Raw genomic sequence first — 26,369 nt, forward strand, 5'->3', positions numbered from 1 at the left:
CATTCTGCAAGCCGGTTCAGCGAACGTTCGCGCAAGGAAACATCATGCCGGTACACCTCATTCATCGTCGCGCCCTGGTCTTCGTGGTCGGTCTGGCAATCGTCGCATTCAGCAACTGGGCCGCGGCCGATCCCCCCTCGCGGGTTGCCCGGCTCAGCTACACGGCCGGCGCCGTCAGCTTCTCGCCGGCCGGCGAAAACGACTGGGTGAAGGCGAGCCTCAACCGCCCGCTGGGTCCCGGTGACCGCCTGTGGACCGATAGCGGTGGTCGGGCGCGGGCCGAAATCCAGGTCGGCGGCGCGATGATCCGGATGGATGGTGGAACCAGCCTGTCCGTACTCAATCTCGACGATCGCATCACCCAGTTGCAGGTGACGCAGGGCTCGTTGAATGTCCGCGTCCGGCGGCTCGACGCGAATCAGGTCTTCGAGGTCGATACCCCGAATCTCGCCTTTACGTTGCGCCAGCCCGGTGCCTATCGGATCGATGTCGATCCCGAGGGCAATGCGACGACCATCATCGTCCGCCAGGGCAAGGGTGAGGCCTATGGCGAAGATGCGGCCTATGTGATCGATGCACAGCAGCCCTATCGCTTCACCGGTACCGGCCTGCGCGATTACCAGCGGCTCGAGGCGCAACGCCTCGATGATTTCGACCGCTGGGCGGGCAGCCGCGATCGCGGCTATGACAACTCGCGCTCCGCGCGTTATGTCTCTTCCGACGTCGTCGGCTATCAGGACCTCGATGACAACGGGACCTGGCGGGTCGATAACAGTTATGGCAACGTCTGGGTCCCGAATCGCGTTGCCACCAACTGGGTACCCTACAGCGATGGTCACTGGGCCTGGGTCGACCCCTGGGGCTGGACGTGGATTGACAATGCGCCCTGGGGTTATGCCGTCTCCCACTACGGTCGCTGGGCCAACCTGCGTGGCCAGTGGGCCTGGGTGCCCGGCCCGGTGCGATCCCGCGCCTACTACGCCCCGGCGCTGGTCGCTTTCGTCGGCGGCAGCAACTTCCAGCTCAGTATCTCGAGCGGCAGCATCGGCGCCGTCGCCTGGTTCCCGCTAGCCCCGCGCGAAGTCTATCGGCCATCCTATCCGGTCAGCCGACGCTACTTCGAAAACGTCAATCGCAGCAATACGGTGATCACTAACACGGTCATCAACCAGCAGTACACCACGATCAATACCACCAATGTGACCAACGTGGTGTACGCCAACCGCCAGATTACGGGCGCGGTGGTTGCCGTGCCGACGACGGCCTTTGTCCAGTCGCAGCCGGTGTCCAGCGGGCGGCAGCGGGTTTCCCGTGAGGCCCTGGTCGGGCGACCGGTGATGGTGGCGCCGAGTGTGGCGCCGACCGAAAGAAGTGTGCGGGGTGCTGCCGCCAACTCCGACCAGCCGCCACCCAAGGTCTTCCAGCGACCGGTCGTCGCGCGCACTGCTGTGCCTGCAGCCCATGCCGGCTTCGCGGCGCAACGCGAACAACTCGCTACCAAGCCTGGCCGGCCGCTCGATGCCGCCAGCCGCCAGAGATTGAAAGCCGAAGCCAGCGCACCGGCGCCGGTCGTCAAGGTTCTCGCCCCGAGCAACGAACCCGTCAAGGCGGCACCACCGCCGACTGCGGCGCGGCCGGATGAGCGGCGCGGCCGAGCGGAATCGCGTCAGGAATCAGTCGCACCGGTACTGCCGAGCGCACCGCCACCCGACAAGTCAGCGCCGACGGTCAAGCCGCCGGTGCCGGTTGCTTCGGTGCCGGAGGCGCGGGGAAAACGCGAGAGCGATGAGCGCCGTGGCTCGCCGAATGCGCGTCGGGATAGCGCCGTACCGATGGTGCCGAGCGCACCGCCACCCGACAAGTCAGCGCCGACGGCCAAGCCGCCGGTGCCGGTTGCTTCGGTGCCGGAGGCGCGGGGAAAACGCGAGAGCGATGAGCGCCGTGGCTCGCCGAATTCGCGTCGGGATAGCGCCGTACCGATGGTGCCGAGCGCACCGCCACCCGACAAGTCAGCGCCGACGGCCAAGCCGCCGGTGCCGGTTGCTTCGGTGCCGGAGGCGCGGGGCAAACGCGAGAGCGATGAGCGCCGCGGCTCGCCGGATGCGCGTCGGGATAGCGCCGTACCGATGCTGCCGAGCGCACCGCCACCCGACAAGGCTGCGGCACCGATGCCGAAGCCACGTGAGCAGCCGGAAACGGATGCCAGGCGCGAGCAGCGCTTGCCTGCTGCAACGCCGCCGTCAGAAAAGGCCGGCTCGGCAATACCCGCCCTCAGGCCGGACCGGAGCCAGGAAGCGGCCGGGCAGCCGCCTGAATCGCGCGGCCGGGGCGAAGCGCGCAACAGGAACGAGGCACCGGCCTCTCCGGTCGCCCAGCCCAAAGCCGCTGCGCCTCCGGAAAGCGCGCCACGACCGGCCAAAGCGCCGGAAGCGCCGGCCCGGGAGCCTCGTGGTCAGGACCAACGCGGTAGTGCCGAGCCGCGTCCGCCGGTGGTGACACCGCCGCCGCGCCCGCCCGAACCGAAAGCTCCGCCACCGCTGGCACCACCGCCGCAACCGGCTGCTCCGCCGCCTCCGCCTCTTCCAGCTCAGGCAGCCCCGCCGCCTCCGCCTCCGCCAGCGCCGAAGGCTGCACCACCGACACCGGCTCCCCAGGCCGCGCCACCGGCCACCGAGAAGCCGAAGGAGCAGCAACGCGGTCGTGGTGACAAGGAACGCGATGACGACAAGCCGCCGCGTGATAAATAGACAACCCGGCCAGTGACTGATGAGAACAACCGAGGGGCCGCCGCTCAAGCCGCAGCCCTCGGCTTTGTCTGGTGTCCGGTGTTTCATGGCCCATTGTGTGCCAGCAAACGGAGCGCCTCGGGCGGAAGGGAAATACTGAATCCTCGAAGGCCATGTCCGGGAATTGTCCGGGACGCAAGGGCCTGAGCCACGAGGAGAACGAACATGAAACAGAACCCCCTTCAATTTACCCAGGCTGGAGCGCGGCTGTTGGCGGCGGCGGCTCTGGCTGCCAGCCTGGTCTTCGCGCCGGCGCGGTGCTGGCTGCCGACAAGGTGTCCCACACGGTCCGCGCCGAGCAGCATGGCAAGAAGATGCACGACAAACTGATGATCACGCAGGCCCAGGAAGAGCAGTGGGGCAAGGTCGCCCAGGTCATGGCCGAGAACGCGAAGACCATGGATACCCTGACCCAGGCCAGGGCCGATCGCGCCAAGGAAATGACGGCGGTCGACGATCTCAAGTCCTATGGCGAGATCACCGATGCCCATGCCGACGGGATCAAGAAGCTGACGCCGGTGTTTGCGACCCTCTATGCCAGCATGTCGGACCCGCAGAAAAAAGTTGCCGATACCTTGTTCCGCCGCGGTGACCGCATGCAAGGCATGCACAGGCAGGGACATCGCCACGGTCATCGCCATGACCAAATGAAGCCCGACAGCAAGTGAGCCAGGCTCCGGAAGCCACTGATGAACTCAGGCGCTTCCGGCCGCGAGGCCACCGATGCACCCACCATCCCGGAAAGGGAAAACTACTATGACGAACACTTCAATAGGCCAGACCATCGACATCTGGTCGATCGGCCGCAAGCTGCTGTCGACCATCGCGATGGCATCGGCAGTGATGACGCTGAGCGTTTCACCTGCGCTCGCCGATCGAGACGGCAACCATGGTCGGGGCGACCGGCATGGCAAACACAGCCAGAAGCATTCGCGGGGCGATCACGACAGCTATCGCCAGGCCAACCGTTACCAGCGAACCTACCCGCAACCCTACTACTACGCCCAGCCCGTCTATGTCCCGCCACCGGTTTACTACGAACCGCAACGCTCGCCCGGCATCAGTCTGTTCTTCCCGCTTGACCTCCGGCGATAACGGCAAGGGCTGGCGCTCGCGATCGATCGCTGGTAACGCGACAGCCGCCGGCAGGCGGCGCTCGCCCAGGGTGGCTATCTGTGCGCCAGCGAACGGACCTGATCGACCTGGCATCGTATTGTTCAGAGGTCGCTCCCGATGGTCGCCAGACCATCAACAAGAGGCGTTTTCATTCAATAGCCAAGAGGAATCAAAATGAAATATTCAGTGATCTTTTCCGCAGTATTGGTCGCGCTGGCTTTAAGCGCATGTGACAAACCGACGGTGGTGCAACCGACTGTCGTGACCGTACCGGCTCCGGCTCCGGTTCCGGGCCCACCGGGCCCGACTGGGGCTACCGGCTCCAGCGGCATGACCGGATCCTCGGGGGCTCCTGGAATGACCGGCTCGACCGGCGATACCGGTGCCACCGGTTCGACCGGCGGCACTGGAGCGCAGGGCGAGCCAGGCAAAACTGGCGGCGATACCATTGTCGTTGTCCCGCCGGCCCCGGCACGCTGAGTATCCGGCAACACAAGGCAGGTCCCTGACCGCGGCTGAGCACCAGATTTCTGCGTAGCCGGTGCCGAGAGCCTGCCTCGTGTGGCAGGCAAACCATGCTCGCGCGCGGTTTCAGGTTTCTTGCGGTGGCGGCAGCCGTCCTGTTCGTGACGGCAGGGTGCGCCGCGCTCCCCGATAGCGATGCCCTGATCGATCAGCATTCCGGGCGGGCCGCCCAATTCGAGAATGCCGGCGGCCCGCTCTCGGCGCAGAAAGGCGCGGCCATCGTGGCCGACCTTAAACGCAGATCCGGCGACATCGATATTCTCGACAAGCAGATTGCGCTGGAACAGGCCATTGTCGGCAGCCCGCTGATCACCGGCAACAAGGTGCTCCTCCTGCAGGACGGTACGGCCACCTATGCGGCGATGTTTGCGGCAATCCGCGCCGCCCGCGACCATATCAATGTCGAAACCTACATCATCGAGGACGACGAAATCGGGCGCCAGTTCGCCGATCTGTTGCTGCTTCAGCAGCAGCGCGGCATTCAGGTCAATCTGATCTATGACAGCGTCGGCTGCATCAATACGCCCAAGGCCTTCTTCGAACGCCTGCAACAGGGCGGCATCAATGTCCTCGAATTCAACCCGATCAACCCGCTGGCGGCCGGCAAGCCGTGGTTGCTCAATCATCGCGACCACCGAAAACTGCTGGTGGTCGACGGGCGCATCGCCTTTCTGGGCGGGATCAATATCAGCAGCGTCTATTCCTCGGGGTCGGGTACCCGGCGGCACATGGAAGCTGAACAAAAGAAAAGTGCCTGGCGCGATACCGACCTGCAGGTCGAAGGTCCCGTGGTGGGCGAATTGCAGAAACTGTTCATCGAGACCTGGGCCAAGCAGCAGGGCAAGCCGCTGGCCGCCCGCAAGTATTTCCCCGAATTGCGGAGTCAGGGCAAGGATATCGTGCGCGCCATCGGCAGTTCGCCCGACGAGCCCTACAGCCTGATCTACGTGACGCTGATGTCGGCCATCGGCAATGCTGAACGCCAGATCCAGCTGACCAATGCCTACTTCGTTCCCGACGCCCAGTTGCTCAAGGCGCTGACCGATGCCGCCGGACGGGGCGTCGAGGTGACATTGATACTGCCCAGCCATACCGACTCGGAAATCGTATTTCAGGCCGGGCGCGCGCACTATTCCCCGCTGCTCAAGGCCGGCGTCAGGATCTATGAGCGGCGCGGTGCGCTGCTTCACTCGAAGACCGCGCTGATCGACGGCGTCTGGTCCTGCGTCGGCTCGACCAACCTCGACTGGCGCAGTTTTCTCGACAACGACGAGGTCAATGCGGTCGTGCTCGGGCGCGATTTCGCCGGGCAGATGACGGCGATGATCAACCGCGACCTCACAGCGTCGGAGGCGATCACTCTGGAGAAGTGGGAGCAGCGCTCGTTGCTGCTGCGCATCAAGGAGTGGGGCGCCAGCCTGTTGCAGCGACTGCTTTAGCCCACAGGGTTGCGGCCAAAAAAATGCCCGGTACGGGCTGGCCGTGCCGGGCAAAATACAGAAGGTGTTCGAAAAGGGGGTGGGGCGCGAACACCTGACGCCATGTTCTACTTATTCGTCATTAAGTTCTGTGCGCTACCGTACATAAGAGAAAACTTGTGCACCGGGGTCTGATCTCGCGACGGGATGGCGATCCGCTCCGACATGGCAGGGTTTTCGCCGCCGCCGTCGGCCTGGCCTGCTTGGGTGCGGCGGCGCACAGACCGGCCGGAAGGTGCCGACTAGCCTGTGGATTCACCCGTCGAGCACGGGTCAATCCAAGGAGAGTCAATATGGATCAATATCGCCATCACGTATCGGGCTTTTTTGCCCACCGCGAAGAAGCCGAAGGCGCGCTTTCCCGACTCGTCGAGCAGGGCCTGCCACGCAGTCAGTTGCAACTTTTCGCTGCCGACTCGGGGCCGGCCGTTACCAAGCCGCAGGGCGAGAGCAACGAGGTGCTGAACAACGTTCTGGTCGACGGCGCCATCGGTACGGCGGTCGGTACCGGCATTGGCGCCCTGGCGCAACTGGCGCTGGTTGCCAGCAGTGCCACCTTGTTCGTCGCCAGCCCGCTGGTTGCGCCGCTGGTCATGCTCGGCTGGGGCGCCAGTCTCGGTGCCCTGGTTGGCGCTGCCGCCGGAGCCAATACCGACGTCAAACCCAAGGAAGGCTGGCTTTCGGACCTGGTCCAGGATGCCATCGCCAACGGCCAGGTGGTTCTGGTCGTGCAGACCCGGACCGAGCAGGAGACGGCAACCGCCCGCGAGGTGATCGGCGCGGCAGTCGGCGAGTTCAAAGACGTTGCCAGCCTTACCTGAACATGATCGAGATTCGCAAAGGCCAGGCGCCGGCTCAACTTGAACGAACCGAGTTCAGTCGCCGTTTTCGCGAGGCCTTTGTCGATCCTGATTTCCGGAATGAAGATCAGGCTATCGCCCGGCTCGAAGAAATCGCCTGGCAGATATATCTCGTCGGCCGCAAGGCGCCCTTCACCCGCCGGGCGGGTCGGGGTATGCCGATCCCGAGTACGAACTGTCGGTCGAGTGGCTGGCGACCAAGGCGCGCATCGATGAAGCCCAGCGTCGCTGGTCTGATGTGGCGAGCTCGTCGCGGGTCCTGCTGATCTGCGGTTCGGCGCGCAATGACGGCACCTGTCCGGGCGAGATGTCGAAGTCTTTCCGATTGGTCGGGCTGGCTCGCGAAATCCTGGAGCAGGCGGCAATCGAGGTCGATGTGCTCGACCTCAGCCAGCTGACTTCCGAATATGGCCGCAACATCTTCCCCTGCAAGGGCTGCGTCTCGACAGCCATGCCGCTCTGCCACTGGCCGTGCAGTTGCTACCCGAACCACACGCTGAACCAGACCAACGACTGGATGGCGGAAATCTACGAACGATGGACCGCCGCCCATGCGGTGATCATCGTCACACCGGTCTATTGGTATCAAAGCCCCAGTCCCTTGAAGCTGATGATCGACCGCCTGGTCTGTGCCGACGGCGGCAACCCCGACCCGACCTCGACCTCGGGCAAGACGGCGGCCAAGGCCAAGGCGCTCGAAATGGCCGGCTGGGACTACCCGAAGCACCTGGCCGGGCGGGCTTATGGTCTGGTCGTCCACGGTGACGTGGCCGGTATCGAAGATGCCCGCCGCGCGCTGTCGGACTGGCTGGACTGGATGGGCTTCATCGATGCCGGTGCCGCCGCCCGGCTCGACCGCTACATCGGTTACTACGAGCCGTACGCAACCAGCCACGAAGCCCTGGACCGCGACGAAGCGATGCAGGAAGAAACGCGCAACGTGGCGCGGGCCGTCGCCAAGGCCGTGCTTGAGCTGCGGGCCGGACGACTGCAGGCCGTGCAGCCGGCGTTGTCGCGACCGCGACCCAAATAGAGGTGAATGATGAAAACGAACCTGACCCCGCTATTGATCGGCCTGCTGGCGCTGACCCTTGCCGCTTGCGGCGAAATGGCCAAGCTGCCGGTCTCGGCTGGCACCGGTAGCCAGCCGGCGTTGCCGGCGCCGGTACGGAATGTCATTCCCACCGTCAATATCGCACCGGCCAAAGGCTGGGCGGTCGGTGCCTCGCCGCTGGCGGCACCGGGCACCCGGGTCGCCGCGTTTGCCGGCGGCCTCGATCACCCGCGCTGGCTCTACGTGCTGCCCAATGGCGATGTACTGGTCGCCGAGACCAATGCCCCGCCCAAACCCGACGACGCCCAAGGCGTCAGGGGCTGGGTGATGGGCAAGGTGATGAAACGTGCCGGTGCGCGGGTGCCCAGCGCCAACCGCATTACCTTGCTGCGTGACGGCGATGGCGACGGGGTGGCCGAATTCCGCTCGGTATTGCTGGAAGGACTGAATTCGCCATTCGGCATGGCCCTGGTCGGCAACGATCTCTATGTCGCCAACTCGGATGCAGTACTGCGCTTTCCCTACACGGCCGGCGATACGCGCATCACGGTGCCCGGCACCAAGGTCGTCGACCTGCCGGCCGGCACGATCAATCACCATTGGACCAAGAACCTGATTGCCAGCCGGGACGGCAGCAAGCTCTATGTGACGGTCGGCTCGAACAGCAATGTGGCCGAACGCGGCATGGCGGCCGAGGAAGGCCGGGCCGCCATCTGGGAGGTGGATATCAAGACTGGAGCCCACCGGGTCTTCGCCTCCGGCCTGCGCAACCCGAATGGCCTGGCCTGGGAGCCGGCCAGCGGCGCGCTGTGGACGGTGGTCAATGAGCGCGACGAACTGGGCAGCGACCTGGTGCCTGATTACCTCACTTCGGTGCGCGCCGGCGCCTTTTACGGCTGGCCGTACAGCTATTACGGCCAGCATGTCGACGAGCGCGTCAGTCCGCCGCACCCCGAACTGGTGGCCAGCGCGATCGCCCCGGACTATGCCATCGGGCCGCACACCGGCTCGCTGGGCCTGGCTTCTTCGGCCGGTACGACATTGCCCGCTACTTTTGCCAATGGCATGTTCATTGGCCAACATGGCTCCTGGAACCGCAATCCGCACAGCGGTTACCAGGTGATCTTCGTTCCCTTCGCCAAGGGCAAGCCCTCCGGCGCACCGCCGGTGGAGGTGCTGACCGGTTTTCTCAGCAAGGACGGCGAAGCCTATGGCCGGCCGGTCGGCGTTGCGCTCGACAATCGCGGCGCGCTCCTGGTGGCAGATGATGTCGGCAACGTCATCTGGCGGGTGAGCGCACGATGAACAGCAGCGCTGGTCGTTTCACTTGAATAGCCATCCGCCCCCGCTCATTGAAAGAATTGCGCAACAATTGGAAAAAGTAGGCTATGTCGTTCTCCAGTATCCGCAGCTGAGGACATTGGCCAGGCGTTTGCTGGTGCGTTGCCAGAACGACGAAGTCTCACGCTTCCAACCGGCCGGGATTGGCCGGGGCGCGGCCAATCAGCGGCGTGAAAGCATCCGCGGTGACCTGATCAGTTGGTTCGATCTGGCGGACCACACCGACCGCGCCTATCTCGCCTGGATGGAAGAGCTGCGCCTGGGGCTGAATGCCGCCCTGTTTCTCGGCTTGTTCGACTACGAGTGTCACTACGCGATCTATGGCTCGGGTGCCGGCTACGCAAAGCATTCGGATGTCCTGAACGGGGCGCGGCAGCGCGTCCTGTCCACCGTGCTCTACCTGAACGAAGGCTGGCAGGAAGGCGATGGCGGCCAGCTGCGCCTGTTCGATCCGACCGGCGACGGGGTCATCGCGACGATCCAGCCGGAATTCGGCACGATGGTCATTTTCCTGAGCGAAGTCTTTCCGCATCAGGTGCTCACGGCAAACCGGCAACGGCGCAGTATTGCCGGATGGTTTCGCGGCCGCGAGTGAGCCGCGTTGTCGTTATCTCAGCCTGAGGCGAGACCGGCGGCGCGGGCGGTTCCGGTATCGACCAGCAGGCAGGCGTTGTCGGTTGCGGCCAGGGCGATGGGCAGCTTCTCGCCTTGCCGCCAGGCAGCCAGGGCGGCCGATTTCCCGGTGCCGCTGACCAGGATCAGCTGCCGGCGGCAGGCGCGCAGGCTCTGGTAGTTGAGGCTGACGCGCTCGGCCGGGGCTTTGGTCGCACCGTATACCGCGATCACCGGGTCGGGCGCGTCGGCGCTTCCCGGAAACAGGCTGGCCGTGTGGCCGTCCTCCCCCATGCCGAACACCACCAGATCGAAGGGCAGCTGGTCGGCGATGGTCTTCGCATAGGCGGCGGCGGCTGGCGCGGCGCCGAGTTCGGCCGGAATGACGTGCACCTGAGCCGCCGGGAGCGGCACATGCGCCAGCCAGGCCTGATACGCCAGCACGGAGTTGCGGGCGGGGTGGTCGGCCGGCAGGCAGCGCTCGTCGCCCCAGAAAATCTCCCAGGCCGCCCATTCCTGCCGGGCCGTGGCCAAGTGCTGATAAGCCCGGCCGGGCGTTCTGCCGCCGGCCAGCACCAGGCGAAAAATCCGCCGTGCGCGAATGGCTTCCTGCGCCGCGTCGACGATCAGGCGGCAGGCTTCGACGGCCAGCGCTTCGCCGTCGGCCAGGAGGCGCGTGTCAGCCGGCAGCATTCGGGAGAAAGTCCGCCTTGCCGTTGCAGCCCATGCTCTGCCGCCATTCCTGGCCGGCCTGGCCGAAGATCTGGTTGGCGGCCTTCGGCCCCCAGCTGCCGACCGGGTATTGCAGCGGCGGGTGCTCATCGTCGGCCCAGGCGCGCATCACCGGATCGACGACATTCCAGGCTGCCTTGACCTCGTCGTAGCGCAGGAACAGCGAACGATTGCCCTCGATGACATCGAGCAGCAAGTCCTCGTAGGCGTCGGCCTTGCGCTCGCCGGGATTGCCGACGCTGGCATCCATCACGATCTGCCGCGTCCTCGTCTCGGTGCCCGGCACCTTGGCGGAAATTTCCATCTGCACCACGTCGTCGGGCTGGATGCCGATCAGCAACCAGTTGGGGTGGACGGTGGCGGCGCTGGTCCCCTGAAAGAGCTGCATCGGCGGCTCGCGGAAGCGGACGGCGACCATCGAGCGGCGCTCCTTGAGGCGCTTGCCGGTGCGCAGGTAGAAGGGCACGTCGCGCCAGCGCCAGTTGTCGACATAGAGCTTCAACGCGGCGTAGGTCTCGGTGTGGCTGCCCGGGGCGATGCCCGGTTCCTGCTGGTAGCCGGCATACTGGGCGCGTACCGCGTGGCCGGTCAGTTGCGCGGTGTCCACCGGGCGGATGGAGCGCAGCACCTTGACTTTTTCATCGCGCAGCGACTCGGCCTCCAGCGAGACCGGCGGTTCCATCGCGAGCAGCGCGAGCACCTGCAACAGGTGGCTCTGGATCATGTCGCGGGTCGCTCCGCCATGGCCATCGTAGTAGCTGGCGCGGCCCTCGACGCCGACCGTCTCGGCATGCGTGATCTGCACATGGTCGATGTAATGGCGGTTCCACAGCGGTTCGAGGATCATGTTGGCGAAGCGCAGGACCAGCAGGTTCTGGACCGATTCCTTGCCGACGTAATGGTCGATGCGGTAGATCTGCTCTTCGCCGAGATGGGTGTTCAGTGCATGCTGCAGGTCGCGGGCCGATTGCAGGTCGTGGCCGAAGGGTTTCTCGACCACCATCCGCCGCCAGCCGTTGGTCTCGGCGAGCAGCCCGGCATCGGCCAACCCGACGGTCACCGGCACGTAGAGTTCGGGACTGACCGACAGGTAAAAGATGACGTTGCGGGCGCATTCGCCAGCCCCGATCCAGTTGCCCAGCGCCTGGTAGAAGGTGGCATCGTTCAAACTGCCGGCGAGATAGTCGAGGCGCTGGAGAAAGCCGTTCAGGCAGTCCGTCGCGTCCGCGCCGGCCTCGGCCAGTGTCTTGCGTACTTCGTCGCGCCAGTCGTCGCGGGCGTGGGCGGTCCGTCCGCAGCCGAGGATTTTTACGTCGGGGGCCAGGTAGCCGAGGCAATGCAACTGGTAGAGGGCCGGCAGGAGCTTGATCTTCGCCAGATTGCCGTTCGCCCCGAAAATCACGTAGGCATGCGACTCGGTGGTGCAGCTCATGGCAGCTGCTCCTCGACCCCGTCGCCCAGCCAGCGGGTGTGGAAATTTTCCGAGCCGTCGCGGTCGGTGCGCTGGTAGGAATGGGCGCCGAAGAAGTCGCGCTGCGCCTGGATGATGTTGGCCGAGCCGCTGGCGCAGCGGTAACCGTCGTAGAAGGCGAGGGCCGATGACAGGGCGGGTGCGGCGACGCCGCTGCCGACGGCGAGTGTCACCGCCTGGCGCCAGCCTGACTCGGCGGCCTTGAGCTCGCCGACAAAGAACGGGTCCTGGAGAAGGCTGGGCGGCACCGGGGTGCGCGAGAAACTGCGTTTGATGTCATCGAGAAAACGGCTGCGGATGATGCAGCCCGCGCGCCAGAGCAAAGCAATGTCGCCATAGGGCAGTACCCAGCCCTGAGCCTCGGCGGCGGCCTGCATCAGCATGAAACCTTGCGCGTAGGAGACCAGCTTGGCGGCATAGAGGGCGTCGTGCAGGGCGTCCAGGCAATCGGCGCGGCCGGATTCCTCGACCACCACCGGGGCGCTGCCGAGCAGGGCGGCGGCCGCTACCCGTTCGGCCTTGCGTGCCGAGAGCATCCGGGCGTGCACGGCCTCGCCGATCAGGGTCAACGGCACGGCGTGATCGAGGGCATCCTGCGCTGTCCACAGGCCGGTGCCTTTCTGCCCGGCGCGGTCGAGGATATGGTCGACCAGGGGGGCGCCGTCCTGGTCGCGCTGGCGCAGGATGCGGCTGGTGATGTCGATCAGGTAGGACTCGAGGCGGCCGGCATTCCATGCGGCGAAAGTGTCGGCCATCGCTTCATGGCTCATGCCCAGCGCGTGCTGCATCAGGTGGCAGACTTCAGCGATCAGCTGCATGTCGCCGTATTCGATGCCGTTATGCACCATCTTGACGTAATGGCCGGCTCCGCCATCGCCCAGCCACTGGCAGCAGGGCACACCATCGACGCGGGCGGCGATGGCCTGGAACATGTCGCGGATGACCGGCCAGGCGGCCGCGGCGCCGCCCGGCATCAACGACGGGCCGTGGCGGGCGCCTTCCTCGCCACCGGAGACGCCCATGCCGACAAAATGGATGCCTTTACTTGCCAGCTCACGGCAGCGTCGCGTGCTGTCCTGGTAATTGGAGTTGCCACCGTCGATCAGGATGTCGCCTGCTTCGAGCAGCGGCAGCAGTTGCCCGATCACCGCGTCAACCGCCCGTCCGGCGGTGACCATGAGCAGGATGACGCGCGGCGCGGCCAGATGGCTGACCAGTTGTTCGGGGCTATCGGCCGCGGTGATTGCCCGCTTCTGGCCATGGGCGGCGACGAATTCCGTAGTAACTGCTGCCGTGCGGTTATAGACGCTGAGGCGGAAACCCTTGTCGCTGAGGTTGAGCGCCAGATTGACACCCATCACGCCGAGGCCAATGACGCCGATATCTGCTGTGTTCATGCCTGACTCCGCATTTGAGGCCTGGTCGACGCTGGACAACGGGAAAACCGGCTTGTTCCCAAGCCGGGCCCGCCGCGGAGGGTGAAAAGGGGAGCGGCTCAGTAGCGGCGCGGGTCGTTCGGGCGACTGTCGTGCCGATTCGGCACGCCATCGTTGTCGCGGTCGCGGTCGACGCGATTCGGTACGCCGTCGCGGTCGCGGTCGCCGCGGTGTCCACCATCACGGTGGGGGGGGTCATAAACAACGCACCCGGTGAGGAGGGTGCTCAAGGCGATCAGCAATGCAGCAAGTGTTTTCATGTCGTTTCCTCGATGGTTCAGGGCGCCAGCTTGGCGTTCAGGGTGGGTTTGATGGACAACAGTTTCGATACCGGGCATTCCACCCTGGCAATCTCGGCAATCTTCTGAAAGTTTGCCAGGTCGCCGCCCGGAATGTCGGCGACCAGTTCGAGATGAACGGCGGTAATGGCAAAGCCGCCATCCTCTTTTTCGAGCGTCACCGACGCCGAGGTCTGGAGGCTCTTGGCCGTCATCCCTTCCTTCTCGAGCATCGCGGCGAGCGCCATGGTGAAACAGCCCGCGTGGGCGGCGGCAATCAGTTCTTCCGGATTGGTGCCCGGCTCGTCCTCGAAACGGGTGGCGACGCCATAGGTCGTCTCGCTCAGGATGCCGCTCTGGGTCGACAGCGCCCCCTTGCCATCCTTCAGGTTGCCGCGCCAGGCGGCTGATGCAGTGCGTTTCATCGATGTATTTCCTTGTCGTTCGGGTCAGTTGGCCAGACGCAACGGGACGCCGGGCAACTGCGCGCGGATTTCGCCGTCCGGGTGCTGGGCGCTATGGACATTGACATACAGCATGCCGGTAGCGTAGCTCGAGTAATGCGCTTCGCTGAGCCGGGTGCCGGCGGGTACGGCATAACTGTCGTTGGCACCCTTGATCAGCGTCACGATCGGCGGCCCATTCTTGCCGACAGCGGCTTCATGGATATGCGCCATGGTCGCCACCATGCCGGAAACCTTGATGCTGCCGCTGATGTTGCGGTCGGGGGTGACGGAAATTTGTCCCGAGGCAGTGGCCGCCGTGACCACCGGCGGCACCTCGGTCGCGCCATTCAGGGATAGCGTGATCGGCGATTCGGCATACAGGCTGGCCGAAGCGAGCAGCAGCAGGGCAAGCGGCACACCGCGCCGGAGCAGGGATGGTGGGGAGCGTGACGGCAGATTCATGGGGGCCTCCTTGGCTGGCAATCGGCATGGCGAAGGTGGCGAAGCGCCAGAGCCCCATGCGAACCACCACCTTGCGCCGCGATGAATTGCACTTCCGTTCGCCACCGCACATAGATTCCAGGTTTCTTGTGTGTGCTATCGAACAGAGATCGAGCGCCGGGGCTGGCATGCTTTGCCGGACTTAGGGACAGGGGGATGGAAATGAACCAGATCAGTATTCTCGGTATCGTCGGCAGTCAGCGCCCGCAGTCGTACAACCGGTTCGCCCTGAAGGCGGCGCAGGCGCTGGTGCCGGATGGGGTGACGATCGATTTGTTCGAACTGCACGACATTCCTTACTTCGCGCCGAAACACGAACACTCGGCGCCGCCTGCCGTCATCGAATTCAGGCGCCGGGTTATGGCCGCCGATGCCATCCTGTTTGCCACGCCGGAGTGTCATCACGCCGTGCCCGGCAAGCTGAAGAGCGCCATCGACTGGGCGTCGCGGCCTTACGGCGAGGGTGTCTGGCGGGGCAAGCCGGCGGCGGTGATGAGCGCTTCGACCGGCGGTCTGACGACGGCGCGGGCGCAACACCATCTCAACCAGATTCTTGCCGGCCTCGAGATGCCGATCGTTGATCGACCCGGCGGGATAAACGGCCATGCCGAACGGCGCTTCAGTCCGGACGGCGAACTGATTGATGACCTGACCCGACAGTTCATCCGCGGCCTGGTTGCCGAGCTGGCCAGCCTGGTCAGGGGCGAGTGGGCGGCGCGTGGATTCAGGGTCAAGGAGGTTGCATGAAAAAGGAACAGACCCCGCGGCGCAAGCCGGTGATGCGTGGCGCACTGGAAGGCGGCTGTGCTTCCTGGGCGCCGATCCGGCCTGCCGGAAACAAGGAATCGTCCGGGAATGCGACGGCCAGTAACGATCCGCAGACGACGCCGGATGCCGTCACTGGCTCAAATCCGCCGCCATCGTCTGCATCTGATGCTAAACGTTGAAGCTTCCGCTGGCGGCTGCTAAGGCCAGGGCAGACCCGGCACCGCAGGAGCGCGCGTGAGAAGGCGGAGCCGCACTTCGCCGTGGGCCAAGCTCTTCCAGCGCAGCCTGGCGACGGTCACCCGCGCCGCGGTCAAAACCGGTACCCGGGTTGTCAAACGTGCCGTCAAGCAGGCGACCAGGGCGGCCGTCGTCAGGAACAAGCCGCCACCGGGCGCCGGTGACTGGAGCCTGGGTGTTGCGCTGGGCACGAGCGGTGCACGCCGCTTCCGGCTCTACCGGCCGCCCGGCGTCAAATTCGGCGAACGGCTGCCGCTGGTCGTGATGTTGCACGGTTGCGGCCAGGACGCGAACGGCTTTGCGACGAGTACTCGGATGAACCGGATTGCCCAGCGCGAGCGATTTCTGGTTCTCTATCCGGAACAGGATCGTCTGGCCAATCCGCAAGGCTGCTGGAACTGGTTCGACACCTCATCCGGCCGCGCCTACGGCGAAGCCGCACTGATCATGCAGGCGATCGACCAGGTCTGCCTGCTCCATCCGGTCGATGCGGCGCGCGTGGCGATTGCCGGGCTGTCGGCCGGCGCCAGCATGGCGGCGCTGCTGGTCACCCGTCATCCCGGTCGTTTCAAGGCGGTGGTCATGCATTCCGGCATTCCGCCGGGGACCGCGCATTCCACCATGTCGGCGCTGGGCGCCATGCACGGCCGGCGCGGCACGCGACCGCTGGCGGCGACGCCGCTGACCATGGCCGCCTCCTGGCCGCCGCTGCTGGTCATTCATGGCGATGCCGATAGTGTGGTTTCGCCGAACAACGGCCGGGCTGCCGTTCAGGCCTGGGCCGATGCGGCGGGCGCCCGGGCCGGCGTGGAGCGCAGCGTCCAGCGCGGTCAGCGCTACCCGATGGTAGTGACCGATTTCAAGCGCCGGGGTAGCACGGTGGCGACGCTGGTCGCGGTCAGCCGGCTGGCCCATGCCTGGAGCGGCGGCGCCGCCAGCCAGCCGTTCAGCGACGGGCAGGGGCCGGATGCCTCGCGCATGGTCTGGGCCTTCGCCGCCCGGCAGTTCCGGTCCTGAGATGGATTGCCAGTCTTTGTTGGCTGGCGAACAGACGCTGCGGCAGTGGATGCCTAGCCTCGGCTTGGGTGAGCGTCGAGCCGGCGGCCACCTGGAACATTCCCCAACCCGGCGACAGGAGACAGACATGAACTACGAAGAACGCGATCCCTACGGCATGTACAAGGTAGAAACCGGCAACGCATCGGGCCCCGATGTCAGCCACGGCCCCGGACCCAACCTGATGGGGGCCGACACGCTGGTCGGCAACGATGTCTACAACAAGGCCGCCGAGGATGTCGGCGACATCAAGGAAATCATGATCGACATGCGTACCGGACGGGTGAGCTATGCCGTTCTGGCCTTTGGCGGTTTCATGGGTATGGGCGAGAAGCTCTTCGCCGTGCCCTGGGAGGCCCTGAAGCTGGATACCGAGAACAAGCGTTTCGAGCTCGATGTGAACAAGGAGCGCCTGGAAAGTGCCCCGGGTTTCGACCGCAACAAGTGGCCGGATATGGCCGACCCGACCTGGGAAGCCGGTATCCACGCCTATTACGGTACGACGCCGGGCGGCCTGCCGCCGACCATCTGACTCTGCCGCAGATGGCAATTGCCGGCCACGGTGCTGAACGTGGCTAAAAGCAAACCCGTTACCGCTAAGACGGTTCCATCAGGCGTCATCACCGTGCCCGCAGGAAATATCATGGGGGTGGCGGGCGATGTTGCCCAGGAGGAGATCAGGCGCGCCTATCGCCAGCTGGTCGGCCAATATCATCCGGATGTTGAGCAGGCGCCCGCTACCGATATCGGCTTCAAGGAACGCGGAGTGATGGGCGACGTATGAAGCGCCGCCTTTAATGAATCAAGGAGAAGCCAATGGCCTCAACTGAACCGGTGCTTGCCGCCGAACAACTCAAGCGGATGGATGCCTGGTGGCGGGCCGCCAACTACCTTTCGGTCGGACAGATCTACCTGCTCGACAATCCGCTGCTCAGGCAACCGCTGCTGCGCGAGCACATCAAGCCGCGCCTGCTCGGCCACTGGGGCACGACGCCCGGCCTGAACTTCATCTACGTGCATATGAACCGCGTCATCAAGGCGCGCGACCTGAGCATGATCTACATTGCCGGTCCCGGTCACGGCGGCCCGGCGGTGGTCGCCAACACCTGGCTGGAAGGCAGCTACAGCGAGCTGTATTCCGATATCTCGCAGGACGAGGAGGGCATGCGCCGGCTGTTCCGGCAGTTCTCCTTCCCCGGTGGTATTCCCAGCCACGCCGCACCGGAAACGCCGGGCTCGATTCACGAGGGCGGCGAACTCGGCTATGCCCTGTTCCATGCCTACGGCGCGGTCTTCGACAACCCCGATCTGATCGCCTGCTGTGTCGTCGGCGACGGCGAAGCGGAAACCGGGCCGCTGGCCACCTCCTGGCATTCCAACAAGTTCCTGAATCCGAAGACCGACGGCGCGGTGCTGCCGATCCTCCATCTCAACGGCTACAAGATCGCCAATCCGGCGGTGCTGGCGCGGATCAGCCACAGCGAGCTGGAATCCCTGTTCGTCGGCTACGGCTACAAGCCGATCTTCGTCGAAGGTGACGAGCCGGAAAAAATGCATCAGCTGATGGCGGCGGCGGTCGACATGGCACTCGACGAAATTCGCGACATCCAGCACCAGGCCCGGCAAAGTGGCGAAACGATCCGCCCGCGCTGGCCGATGATCGTGTTGCGTTCGCCCAAGGGGTGGACCGGGCCCAAGGAAGTCGACGGCAAGAAGAGCGAAGGCAACTGGCGTTCGCATCAGGTGCCGTTCAGCGACATGGAAAAGCCGGAACACATTCACCTGCTGGAGGACTGGATGCAGTCCTACTTCCCGCGCGAACTGTTCGATGCCGAGGGCCGGCTCAACGAGGAACTGGCGGCCCTGGCACCCGCCGGCGAACGGCGCATGGGGGCCAATCCCCATGCCAACGGCGGCGTGCTGCTGCACGACCTGCGGCTGCCCGATTTTCGCGACTACGCCGTAGACGTCCCAACCCCCGGCAGCAAGCGGGCCGAATCGACGCGTTCGATGGGTTTCTTCCTGCGCGACGTGATGCAAAAGAACCCGCACAATTTCCGCGTCTTCGGGCCCGATGAAACCGCTTCCAACCGCCTCGGCGCCTTGTTCGAGGTCACCAACCGGACCTGGATGGCCGATCTGCAAGCCGACGACGATCATCTCGCCGCCGATGGCCGGGTCATGGAAATCCTCTCCGAGCACGCCTGTGAGGGCTGGCTCGAAGGCTACCTGCTGACCGGCCGGCATGGCCTGTTTTCCTGCTACGAGGCCTTCATCCACATCATCGACTCGATGTTCAACCAGCACGCCAAGTGGCTCAAGGTCTGCGGCGAGATTCCCTGGCGGCGACCGATCGCCTCGCTGAATATCCTGCTCACCTCGCACGTCTGGCGCCAGGACCACAACGGTTTCTCGCACCAGGACCCGGGCTTCATCGACCACGTCGTGAACAAGAAGGCCGACATCATCCGCGTCTATCTGCCGCCCGATGCCAACACACTGCTCTACGTCACCGACGAGTGCCTGAAGAGCCGCAACCTGGTCAATGTCATCGTCGCCGGCAAGCAGCCGGAACGGCAGTGGCTGGACATGGCGGCGGCGATCAACCACGCCAGTGCCGGCATCGGCATGTGGGAATGGGCCTGCAGCGACCAGGACGGCGAGCCGGACATCGTGCTCGCCGCGGCCGGCGACGTGCCGACCCTGGAAATGCTGGCCGCCATCGACATCCTGCGCCAGATCGCGCCAGACTTGAAAATCCGCTTCATCAACGTCGTCAACCTGATGACCCTGCAACCGCGGGAAGAACATCCGCACGGTCTGTCGGATGCCGAATTTATTTCACTGTTCCGCAGCGACACGCCCATCCTCTTCGCCTATCACGGCTACCCCTGGCTGATTCACCGCCTGACCTACCGCCGCAGCAACCACGCCAACCTGCACGTCCGCGGCTACAAGGAGGAGGGCACGACGACGACGCCTTTCGACATGGTGGTCCTGAATAACCTCGACCGCTTCAATCTGGTAATGGATGTGGCGAACCAGGTGCCCAAGCTGCAGGCGCAGGCGGCCCACATCAAGCAGCAGATGCGCGACAAGCTCAACCAGCACACCCAGTACATCCACGAACACGGCGAAGACATGCCGGAAATTCGCGACTGGAAATGGCCGGAGGCCAAGGCATGAACGAGAACCCCCTGTTGGCGCTGAAAGCGCTGGGCCAGCACGTCTGGCTCGACAACTTGTCGCGCACCCTGTTGCGCGAAGGCAAGCTGCTGCGCCTGATCGGCGAGGACGGCATCGATGGCGTGACCTCGAATCCCGCCATCTTCCAGAAAGCCATTGCCGGCAGTCCGTACTATGCCGAGGATCTGGAACGCCTGCGCGCTGCCGGGCTGGATGCCGAGGCGATTTACGAAGGGCTGGTCATTCCCGATATCCAGGCTGCCTGCAACATCCTGTGGCCGGACTATGTCGCCAGTAGCGGCGAGTTTGGCTATGTCAGCCTGGAAGTCTCGCCGGAACTGGCGCATGACGCGGCGGCGACCGAAGCCGCGGCACTGAGATTGCGCGCGGCGGTGGAACGCGACAACCTGCTGATCAAGGTGCCGGGCACGCCGGCCGGGATACAGGCTTTCGAAAACCTGACCGCGGCCGGGGTCAGCGTCAATGTCACGCTGATCTTTTCGCTGGCCCAGTACGAGGCCGTAGCCCAGGCCTATCTGCGCGGGACATTGCGCTGGGTGGCAAGCGGCGGGCACGCCCGGCAGGTACGCTCGGTGGCGAGCATCTTCCTGAGCCGCATCGATACGCTGGTCGATAAGCTTCTGGCGGCGATCGGCACGCCGCCGGCCACGGCGATGATGGGCGAGAGCGGCGTCGCCGTCGCCAAGGTTTGCTATAGGCGTTACCGGGAACTCTTTGCCGGTGCCGCCTTCAACATGCAGCGTCTGGCGTCGGTGCGCCGCCAAACCCTGCTCTGGGCCAGTACCGGCACCAAGAACCTGGCTTACAGCGACCTGCTCTATGTCGAGCCGCTGATCGGCCCGGCGACCATCAACACGCTGCCGGATGCGACCCTGACTGCTTTTCGGGAGCATGGCAAGGTGCAAGACCGGCTGGCCGAAGACATGGACCAGGCAATAGCCCGGATCGATGCCCTGGCCGGGCTGGGGATCGACCTGAACGAAGTTGGCGAAACCTTGCAGGGAGAAGGCCTGAGCCTTTTTGCCGAGGCCTATCGGGCGATCCTGCGCGAGATGGCATGATCGCCCCGGCGATCAGAGCTTGCTGCTCTTGATCCAGTCGACCAGAAGTTGACTGACTTCGGCGGGCTGGTCGAGCGTCGCCAAGTGGCCGCATTGCTCGATGAGCTTGAGCTTGGCATGCTTGATGCCGTCGGCGATTTCTTTCGCCAGTTCGGGCGGCGTGATCAGGTCGTCCCGGCCGCAGATCACCAGGGTCGGGCAATTGATGGCCGCCAGGGTCGGCCGGCTGTCGGGTCGCCCCATGATCGCCCGCTGCTGGCGCTCGAAAACCTCCTTGCCGAGGCTGGTCGCCATCGACTGGATGACGCCGCGCACGGCGGGAAGATTCATCAGCTCGGGATGCGAGAGGCGGGGTAGCAATTGCTCGGTCACCGCATCGAGATCGGTGGCGGCCAGCTCGATCAGCTCTTCACGTTTGGCGGTGGCTTCGGCACTGTCGGGGCGGGCTGTGGTGTCCATCAGGACCAGTCCGCTGACCCGCTCGGGCGCCTGACGCATGATCTCGAAGGCAACGTAGCCGCCCAGCGATAGGCCGAGCAGCACAAAACGCTCGGCCGTGGCCGCCTGCAGCACGCTGGCGGCCATCTCGGCGATGCTCCCGGCCGTGCTCAGGTCGCCGACTTCGACGGTTCCCAGTGGCGACAAGGCGGCAATCTGGTCGGTGAACAGGCTGGCATCGTTGAGCAGCCCGGGTAGCAACAAGAAATTCAGTTTCATTCTTTCCTCCAGAATCCAATACGGTTTTCTAGCTGCGCGGTTCGCCGCGCTCATTGACGGTGACCGTCGCGCCGGGGCGGTTCGTCATCTGGATGCGATGTTCCTGACCGCGAAATTCGTAGGAGACATCCCAGTACTCGGGGCGGCTGGCGGCCGGGGTGTCGGCGCAACGCTGGACGTCACGGGTCTGGGCCGGGCTTTCGCCGCGACCGATGTTGGCGCCCAGGAACCCGCCGGCGACGGCGCCACCTGCTGTGGCCAGGTCCTTGCCGCGTCCGCCTCCGACCTGATGGCCGAGGACGCCACCGATCACGGCGCCGGCAATGGCGCCCGGAATGTTGGCCGAACTGCTTGCCGGGGCTACTTGCTCCTGCTCGATCCAGCAGCGCTGCTCGGGTGTCCCCATGACGGCGCGGACCGCAGTGACCCTGGCTTCGTACAGGCGCTCGTTGTCGCGCCGACGGCTGTCGTAAACCGGCACTGGCGGCGGGGCGTAGCGCTCATCGTCGATGCGTGCGTCGGACTGGACTTCGCGGACGGATGAAACCCGATCGTTCAAGCCCATCGCCGCCAAGGACGGATAACGGCCCGGCCGCAAGATGACACAGCGACCGTTGAAGCCGGCGTCTTCGCAAACCTCCCAGCGGCCGTGGAGAACGACGACCGACGAGGCGCGGTCGTTGAACCCATGACGCACCATGTTGCCGACTCGTTCGTCCGTGCCGAATGAGCGGCCGGCAAAGCCCTCGTGTTCGAAGAACATGACCGGCGCGGTCGCGTTGTCCCGGGGCGGCGCCGGGGGCAGGGGGGCGTACTGGTTTTCATCGACGCGCGCATTCCGCCGGACCGGTTGTACCGAAGTAATACGGTTGTTCAAGCCCATCGAGGCGAGCGACGGGTAGTGGCCGGGACGCAGGACCACGCAGCGGCCGCGGAACCGCCGGTCATCGCAAACCTCCCAACGTTCGCTGGTGACGATTACCGACGAGGCACGGTCGTTGAACCCGAAGCGCTCGAAGTTGCGGACCTCATTTTCTGTCGAGAACGATTGCCCGGCAAAGCCTTCGCGTTCGTAAAAGGTCACTGTGGCGCTTGCCTGGGTGGCTATCGCCAGACTTGCCACGGCAAGGATGTTTCTGATACTGGAATTCATTTGTCTCTCCTGTGAAAGCGGAATCCGCCGAGGTCCTGCGGGGAGCAGGGCGCAGGGCCAAAGCATGGGAAGTTCCGCTTGTCCAGAATGTTGTGGAACACCTCCGGCGAACGGGGCATTGCTGTTGTGAATGAACCATAGTCCGCGCCGCCATCGCGGGTCTGTGCGCTGCCACACCAATCGCGCGGCGACCTTGGTATGGACCTCAGGCAGCGCGATCTATCCGCGTTCAATCCAGTCTGCGCTCAGCGCTTGTTCGAAAGGCCTATATGAGCGTTGGCGTACAGAGCACCAGGCGCGTCGCAGGTAAGGTGGTCTTTGGCATCTCGTGAATCTTCTTGGAGACGCGAGTCGCTTACGCAACCATGCGAAAGGAAACGCTCATGAACAACATCATCTACATCGTCGGGCTGGTCGTCGTCATCATTGCTGTCATGTCATTTTTCGGTCTGCGCTAAGCGCCGACTACTCAGGAGGATTTCATGAAACAGCGCCCCAACGACCCGCAGCAGAAATCGGGACAACTACCATCATCCTTGTCGGAAGCGGTGACCAAACAAAAGCAGCGCGCCGAACAACGCGAGGTCTCCGGCCGGCACAAGAATGATGGCTCCAAAGCACGCAAGGGTGGCCGTTAAGGGAACCCCTGGCGGCGTGGACGGCAGGCATTCCGACGGCGTGCCCGGCATAAAAAACTTCCCGATCGTTTGCGTCGGCGGTTCAGCCGGCGGCCTTGACGCCTACATCCGGCTATTGAAAAACCTGCCGCCGGATATGGGTGTGGCCATCGTGATCGTCAATCACATCACGATCATGCCAACGCAGCTCCATCAAGTGCTTCCCCGCTTCACCACCATGCCGGTGGACCTGATCACGGAAAATCTGGTCATCGAGCCCAACCGGGTATTCATCATCCCGGCAAACCGCGATTTGCACGTCGAGAATGGCGAGTTTCACCTCAAGCCGATCTCGAAGCCGCTGGGCTGGCCCGATGTCATCACCGTCTTCCTGCGCTCCCTGACCAACCACTGGGAGGGCAAACTGATCGCAATCATCGTCTCGGGTTACGACGGCGACGGTGCAGCCGCCCTGTGCGGTATCAAGGAGGTCGGCGGCATCACCATCGCGCAAAAACTCAGTACGGCAATTCAGCCCGACATGCCGGAAAGCGCCATCGCCAGCGGTTGCATCGATTTTGTGCTGTCGCCGGAAGCGATGGCTCATGAGATTGTGCGCATCGCCAACTTGCAGCTCTGAACGGTAGCCTGAATTCCCCCGGCAAGCAGCCGGTTTCGGGATGCCCGGCTAGCGGGGCGCCAGCCATTTCAGCAGAGTGATGAACAGGACACGCGGATTAACCGGCTTGGTAATGAAGTCGTTCATGCCGGCGTCGAGGCAGCGCGCCTTGTCCTCGCTAAAGGCATTGGCCGTCATCGCCACAATCGGCAGCTGGGCGCCGGCAGGCAACTGCCGTATCTGGCGGGTCGCCTCCAGTCCATCCATGTTGGGCATCTGCATGTCCATCAGGATCAGGTCGTAGTGATTGATGCCGGCCAGTCTGAGCGCCTCGACCCCATCGTTGGCACACTCCACGGATTGCCCGACAAGCTTCAACATTTCCAGCGTGACTTCCCGGTTGATCGGCTCGTCTTCCGCCAGCAGAATTCGACGACCGCGAAATTCGCGGAGTAGCTTTTCTTCAGCCGAGTCGGCTGCGGCGGCCGCGCTTGGCAGGCGGGATGCTTGCCCCTTCTTGAGCCGCGCGGTGAACCAGAAGGTGCTGCCGACACCGGGCGTGCTCGATACCCCGGCGGTGCCGCCCATCAGCTGGGCCAGCTTGCGCGTGATGGCCAGGCCCAGTCCGGTGCCACCGTACTGGCGCGTCGTCGAATTGTCGGCCTGTTCAAAGGAAGAAAATAGTTTCGGGATGACGCCTGGGGCAATGCCTATTCCGGTGTCCTCGACCTCGAAGCGAACCAGTACGCTGTCGTCCGTTTCCTCGTCCGGGTGCGCCCGCAAGGTAACGGCGCCCGTTTCGGTGAATTTGACGGCGTTCGCTGCAAGATTAAGCAGGGCCTGCTGGAGCCGGGTCGGATCACCGATCAGATGATGGGGGAGGGGTTGGGTGTCGACTTGCAGCTGAAGCTCCTTGGCCCGCGCCCGGTCGAACAGCATCGAGGCGACATTGGCGACCAGACTGCCGACGCTGACTTCGCTTTCGTCGAGGGCGAACTTGCCCGCGTCGATTTTCGACAGGTCGAGGATGGCATCGATGATCGCCAGCAGGTGATTGGCGGCGCCGGCAATTTTCTCCAACTTGTCCGATTCGTCCGCGCTCAATCCGCTGCGGCGCTGCAGGAGCATGGTCAACCCGACGATGGCATTCATCGGCGTGCGAATTTCGTGACTCATGTTGGCAAGGAATGAACTCTTGGCGCGACTGGCCGCCGAGGCGACCACCACCTGCTCCTTGAGTTGCCGGTTGAGTTCGATGATTTCGCCGGAACGCTGGCTAACCAGCGTTTCAAGATGGTGGCGATGCTGGTCGAGTTCCTCGGCGTTACGTTTGTGCTCGCTGACGTCTTCCTTGATCGCGACATAGTGCGTAATTTGGCCATCGGCCTGGCGTACCGGCGAGATGATGGCTTTCTCGACAAAGACTTCGCCATTCTTGCGCCGGTTGATGAACTCGCCATGCCAGGTTTCGCCGCTGGTCAGGGTTTGCCACATCTCGCCATAGGTTTCGCGTGGCGTTTGGCCGGAATGCAGCAGGCGCGGATTCTTGCCGAGGACTTCGTCGAGTGCATAGCCCGAGGCCACCGTGCAGGCGGCATTGGCATATTCGATATTGCCTTCCAGGTCGGTGATCACAACGCTTTGCGTGGTTTGTTCGACCGCCAGGGCCAATTGGCTTAGCTTGTCTTCGGCCAGTTTCGTGGCGCTGATGTCCACCACGGCCGCACGGAAAACCTCACCCTCGCCACTGAGCACCGTTTCGACATGGACGAATGGGCTTTTGGCGGCCGGGTCGCCGGTGACCAGGGCAATGTCACAGGTTTCACGGTCATGGCTGACGAATGCCTTGTTCAGCAACTCGGCAAATACCGGGCGGGCAGCAAGCGCGATGAAATCGGCGAAATGGCGACCGATCAAGCGGATGCGATCAACGCCCAGCAAACGGGCCCCTGCCAGATTGGCCTGGCGGATGATGCCGTGGCGGGAAAAGGTGAAATAGCCGACCGGAGCGAAGTCGTACAGTTCGGTGTAGCGGGCGAGCGCCGCCTCCAGTTGAGCCTGGCTTTCCAGCAACTCGTTATTCTGTATTTCCAGTTCGATCTGATGCACCTGCAGTTCGTGCACCAGGACCGCCAGATCAACCTCCGGAGAATAAGCGCTGGCCGCCACCTGTTTGTCCAGCATTGCCTCGGCAGCCCTGCGCAGGGCTGCGGCATCATTTTCCATGGTCATCGGGAGCCTTTCGGATGCAATCTTCCGCCAGCTACTGCAAGCCCATGCCGAAGGGAAATCCGGTTC

The 26,369-nt window shown here is 64.3% G+C and carries 27 protein-coding genes; 18 read left to right on the forward strand and 9 right to left on the reverse strand.

All coding sequences use genetic code 11. The annotated features are described in order from the left end of the window. Positions 1-44 precede the first annotated feature (44 nt). From NQE15_RS14745 to NQE15_RS14785, 9 genes are all read left to right on the forward strand, one after another. Positions 45-2,747: a DUF6600 domain-containing protein gene (locus NQE15_RS14745; RefSeq protein WP_265942431.1), complete on the forward strand. Its 2,703-nt coding sequence runs from the start codon at positions 45-47 to the stop codon at positions 2,745-2,747. A 314-nt stretch (positions 2,748-3,061) separates the two neighbouring features. Continuing rightward, positions 3,062-3,454 (forward strand): Spy/CpxP family protein refolding chaperone, encoded by a 393-nt coding sequence (locus NQE15_RS14750; RefSeq protein WP_265942432.1) that lies wholly within the window; start codon positions 3,062-3,064, stop codon positions 3,452-3,454. 88 nt (positions 3,455-3,542) lie between these two features. Continuing rightward, a complete protein-coding gene (locus NQE15_RS14755; protein ID WP_265942433.1) occupies positions 3,543-3,881 on the forward strand; it encodes a hypothetical protein in 339 nt (112 codons plus the stop codon). A 378-nt stretch (positions 3,882-4,259) separates the two neighbouring features. Further along, on the forward strand, positions 4,260-4,382 hold the full coding sequence (locus NQE15_RS14760; RefSeq protein WP_265942434.1) for a hypothetical protein: 123 nt from the start codon (positions 4,260-4,262) through the stop codon (positions 4,380-4,382). A gap of 95 nt (positions 4,383-4,477) precedes the next feature. Next, positions 4,478-5,866, forward strand: coding sequence for a cardiolipin synthase (gene cls, locus NQE15_RS14765; RefSeq protein WP_265942435.1), 1,389 nt, complete (start codon positions 4,478-4,480; stop codon positions 5,864-5,866). 332 nt (positions 5,867-6,198) lie between these two features. Continuing rightward, complete coding sequence (locus NQE15_RS14770; RefSeq protein ID WP_265942436.1) at positions 6,199-6,726, forward strand: hypothetical protein; 528 nt, start codon at positions 6,199-6,201, stop codon at positions 6,724-6,726. Between the two features lie 277 nt (positions 6,727-7,003). Continuing rightward, the gene (locus NQE15_RS14775; protein ID WP_265942437.1) at positions 7,004-7,798 is read left to right on the forward strand and encodes a flavodoxin family protein; all 795 of its coding nucleotides are present in this window, start codon (positions 7,004-7,006) and stop codon (positions 7,796-7,798) included. A gap of 6 nt (positions 7,799-7,804) precedes the next feature. After that, positions 7,805-9,124, forward strand: coding sequence for a PQQ-dependent sugar dehydrogenase (locus NQE15_RS14780; protein WP_265942438.1), 1,320 nt, complete (start codon positions 7,805-7,807; stop codon positions 9,122-9,124). 133 nt (positions 9,125-9,257) lie between these two features. Continuing rightward, on the forward strand, positions 9,258-9,755 hold the full coding sequence (locus tag NQE15_RS14785; protein WP_265942439.1) for a 2OG-Fe(II) oxygenase: 498 nt from the start codon (positions 9,258-9,260) through the stop codon (positions 9,753-9,755). Between the two features lie 17 nt (positions 9,756-9,772). Here the strand turns inward: NQE15_RS14785 and pgl are convergent, their stop codons facing one another. From pgl to NQE15_RS14815, 6 genes are all read right to left on the reverse strand, one after another. Further along, positions 9,773-10,465 carry a 6-phosphogluconolactonase gene (gene pgl / locus NQE15_RS14790; RefSeq protein ID WP_265942440.1) on the reverse strand — a complete coding sequence of 231 codons (693 nt, stop codon included), beginning with the start codon at positions 10,463-10,465 and terminating at the stop codon, positions 9,773-9,775. After that, positions 10,452-11,936, reverse strand: coding sequence for a glucose-6-phosphate dehydrogenase (gene zwf, locus NQE15_RS14795; protein WP_265942441.1), 1,485 nt, complete (start codon positions 11,934-11,936; stop codon positions 10,452-10,454). Before zwf ends, pgl begins: the two co-directional genes overlap by 14 nt. Further along, on the reverse strand, positions 11,933-13,372 hold the full coding sequence (gene gnd, locus NQE15_RS14800) for a decarboxylating NADP(+)-dependent phosphogluconate dehydrogenase (protein WP_265942442.1): 1,440 nt from the start codon (positions 13,370-13,372) through the stop codon (positions 11,933-11,935). The genes zwf and gnd overlap by 4 nt, the downstream gene beginning before the upstream one ends. Before the next feature lie 98 nt (positions 13,373-13,470). Continuing rightward, complete coding sequence (locus tag NQE15_RS14805) at positions 13,471-13,671, reverse strand: hypothetical protein (protein WP_265942443.1); 201 nt, start codon at positions 13,669-13,671, stop codon at positions 13,471-13,473. 17 nt (positions 13,672-13,688) lie between these two features. Next, on the reverse strand, positions 13,689-14,114 hold the full coding sequence (locus NQE15_RS14810) for an OsmC family protein (RefSeq protein ID WP_265942444.1): 426 nt from the start codon (positions 14,112-14,114) through the stop codon (positions 13,689-13,691). 24 nt (positions 14,115-14,138) lie between these two features. After that, positions 14,139-14,597 (reverse strand): CHRD domain-containing protein, encoded by a 459-nt coding sequence (locus NQE15_RS14815; protein ID WP_265942445.1) that lies wholly within the window; start codon positions 14,595-14,597, stop codon positions 14,139-14,141. 201 nt (positions 14,598-14,798) lie between these two features. Between NQE15_RS14815 and NQE15_RS14820 the strand changes: the two genes are divergently transcribed. From NQE15_RS14820 to tal, 7 genes are all read left to right on the forward strand, one after another. Further along, positions 14,799-15,383 carry an NADPH-dependent FMN reductase gene (locus tag NQE15_RS14820; protein WP_265942446.1) on the forward strand — a complete coding sequence of 195 codons (585 nt, stop codon included), beginning with the start codon at positions 14,799-14,801 and terminating at the stop codon, positions 15,381-15,383. Further along, positions 15,380-15,583 carry a hypothetical protein gene (locus NQE15_RS14825; protein ID WP_265942447.1) on the forward strand — a complete coding sequence of 68 codons (204 nt, stop codon included), beginning with the start codon at positions 15,380-15,382 and terminating at the stop codon, positions 15,581-15,583. The genes NQE15_RS14820 and NQE15_RS14825 overlap by 4 nt, the downstream gene beginning before the upstream one ends. Positions 15,584-15,638: 55 nt before the next feature. Beyond that, on the forward strand, positions 15,639-16,658 hold the full coding sequence (locus NQE15_RS14830; RefSeq protein WP_265942448.1) for an alpha/beta hydrolase family esterase: 1,020 nt from the start codon (positions 15,639-15,641) through the stop codon (positions 16,656-16,658). 127 nt (positions 16,659-16,785) lie between these two features. Beyond that, positions 16,786-17,229: a PRC-barrel domain-containing protein gene (locus NQE15_RS14835; protein WP_265942449.1), complete on the forward strand. Its 444-nt coding sequence runs from the start codon at positions 16,786-16,788 to the stop codon at positions 17,227-17,229. Between the two features lie 18 nt (positions 17,230-17,247). Next, positions 17,248-17,481: a DnaJ domain-containing protein gene (locus NQE15_RS14840; protein WP_265942450.1), complete on the forward strand. Its 234-nt coding sequence runs from the start codon at positions 17,248-17,250 to the stop codon at positions 17,479-17,481. 32 nt (positions 17,482-17,513) lie between these two features. Then, the gene (locus NQE15_RS14845; protein WP_265942451.1) at positions 17,514-19,883 is read left to right on the forward strand and encodes a phosphoketolase; all 2,370 of its coding nucleotides are present in this window, start codon (positions 17,514-17,516) and stop codon (positions 19,881-19,883) included. Beyond that, on the forward strand, positions 19,880-20,965 hold the full coding sequence (tal, locus tag NQE15_RS14850) for a transaldolase (protein WP_265942452.1): 1,086 nt from the start codon (positions 19,880-19,882) through the stop codon (positions 20,963-20,965). The genes NQE15_RS14845 and tal overlap by 4 nt, the downstream gene beginning before the upstream one ends. 12 nt (positions 20,966-20,977) lie before the next feature. Here tal and NQE15_RS14855 read toward each other — a convergent pair whose 3' ends face one another. Next, positions 20,978-21,682 carry an alpha/beta fold hydrolase gene (locus tag NQE15_RS14855; protein ID WP_265942453.1) on the reverse strand — a complete coding sequence of 235 codons (705 nt, stop codon included), beginning with the start codon at positions 21,680-21,682 and terminating at the stop codon, positions 20,978-20,980. Positions 21,683-21,710: 28 nt separating this feature from the next. Then, the gene (locus NQE15_RS23900) at positions 21,711-22,835 is read right to left on the reverse strand and encodes a beta/gamma crystallin-related protein (RefSeq protein WP_323054896.1); all 1,125 of its coding nucleotides are present in this window, start codon (positions 22,833-22,835) and stop codon (positions 21,711-21,713) included. 482 nt (positions 22,836-23,317) lie between these two features. Here NQE15_RS23900 and NQE15_RS14870 point away from each other — a divergent pair, with 482 nt between their 5' ends. Both NQE15_RS14870 and NQE15_RS14875 read left to right on the forward strand, forming a co-directional pair. After that, positions 23,318-23,473 (forward strand): hypothetical protein, encoded by a 156-nt coding sequence (locus tag NQE15_RS14870; protein WP_265942454.1) that lies wholly within the window; start codon positions 23,318-23,320, stop codon positions 23,471-23,473. 40 nt (positions 23,474-23,513) lie between these two features. Continuing rightward, the gene (locus tag NQE15_RS14875; RefSeq protein WP_265942455.1) at positions 23,514-24,092 is read left to right on the forward strand and encodes a chemotaxis protein CheB; all 579 of its coding nucleotides are present in this window, start codon (positions 23,514-23,516) and stop codon (positions 24,090-24,092) included. Positions 24,093-24,140: 48 nt separating this feature from the next. Here the strand turns inward: NQE15_RS14875 and NQE15_RS14880 are convergent, their stop codons facing one another. Next, the gene (locus tag NQE15_RS14880) at positions 24,141-26,303 is read right to left on the reverse strand and encodes an ATP-binding protein (protein WP_265942456.1); all 2,163 of its coding nucleotides are present in this window, start codon (positions 26,301-26,303) and stop codon (positions 24,141-24,143) included. Positions 26,304-26,369: the final 66 nt, after the last annotated feature.

This window comes from Dechloromonas sp. A34, assembly GCF_026261605.1.
Lineage (GTDB): Bacteria > Pseudomonadota > Gammaproteobacteria > Burkholderiales > Rhodocyclaceae > Azonexus.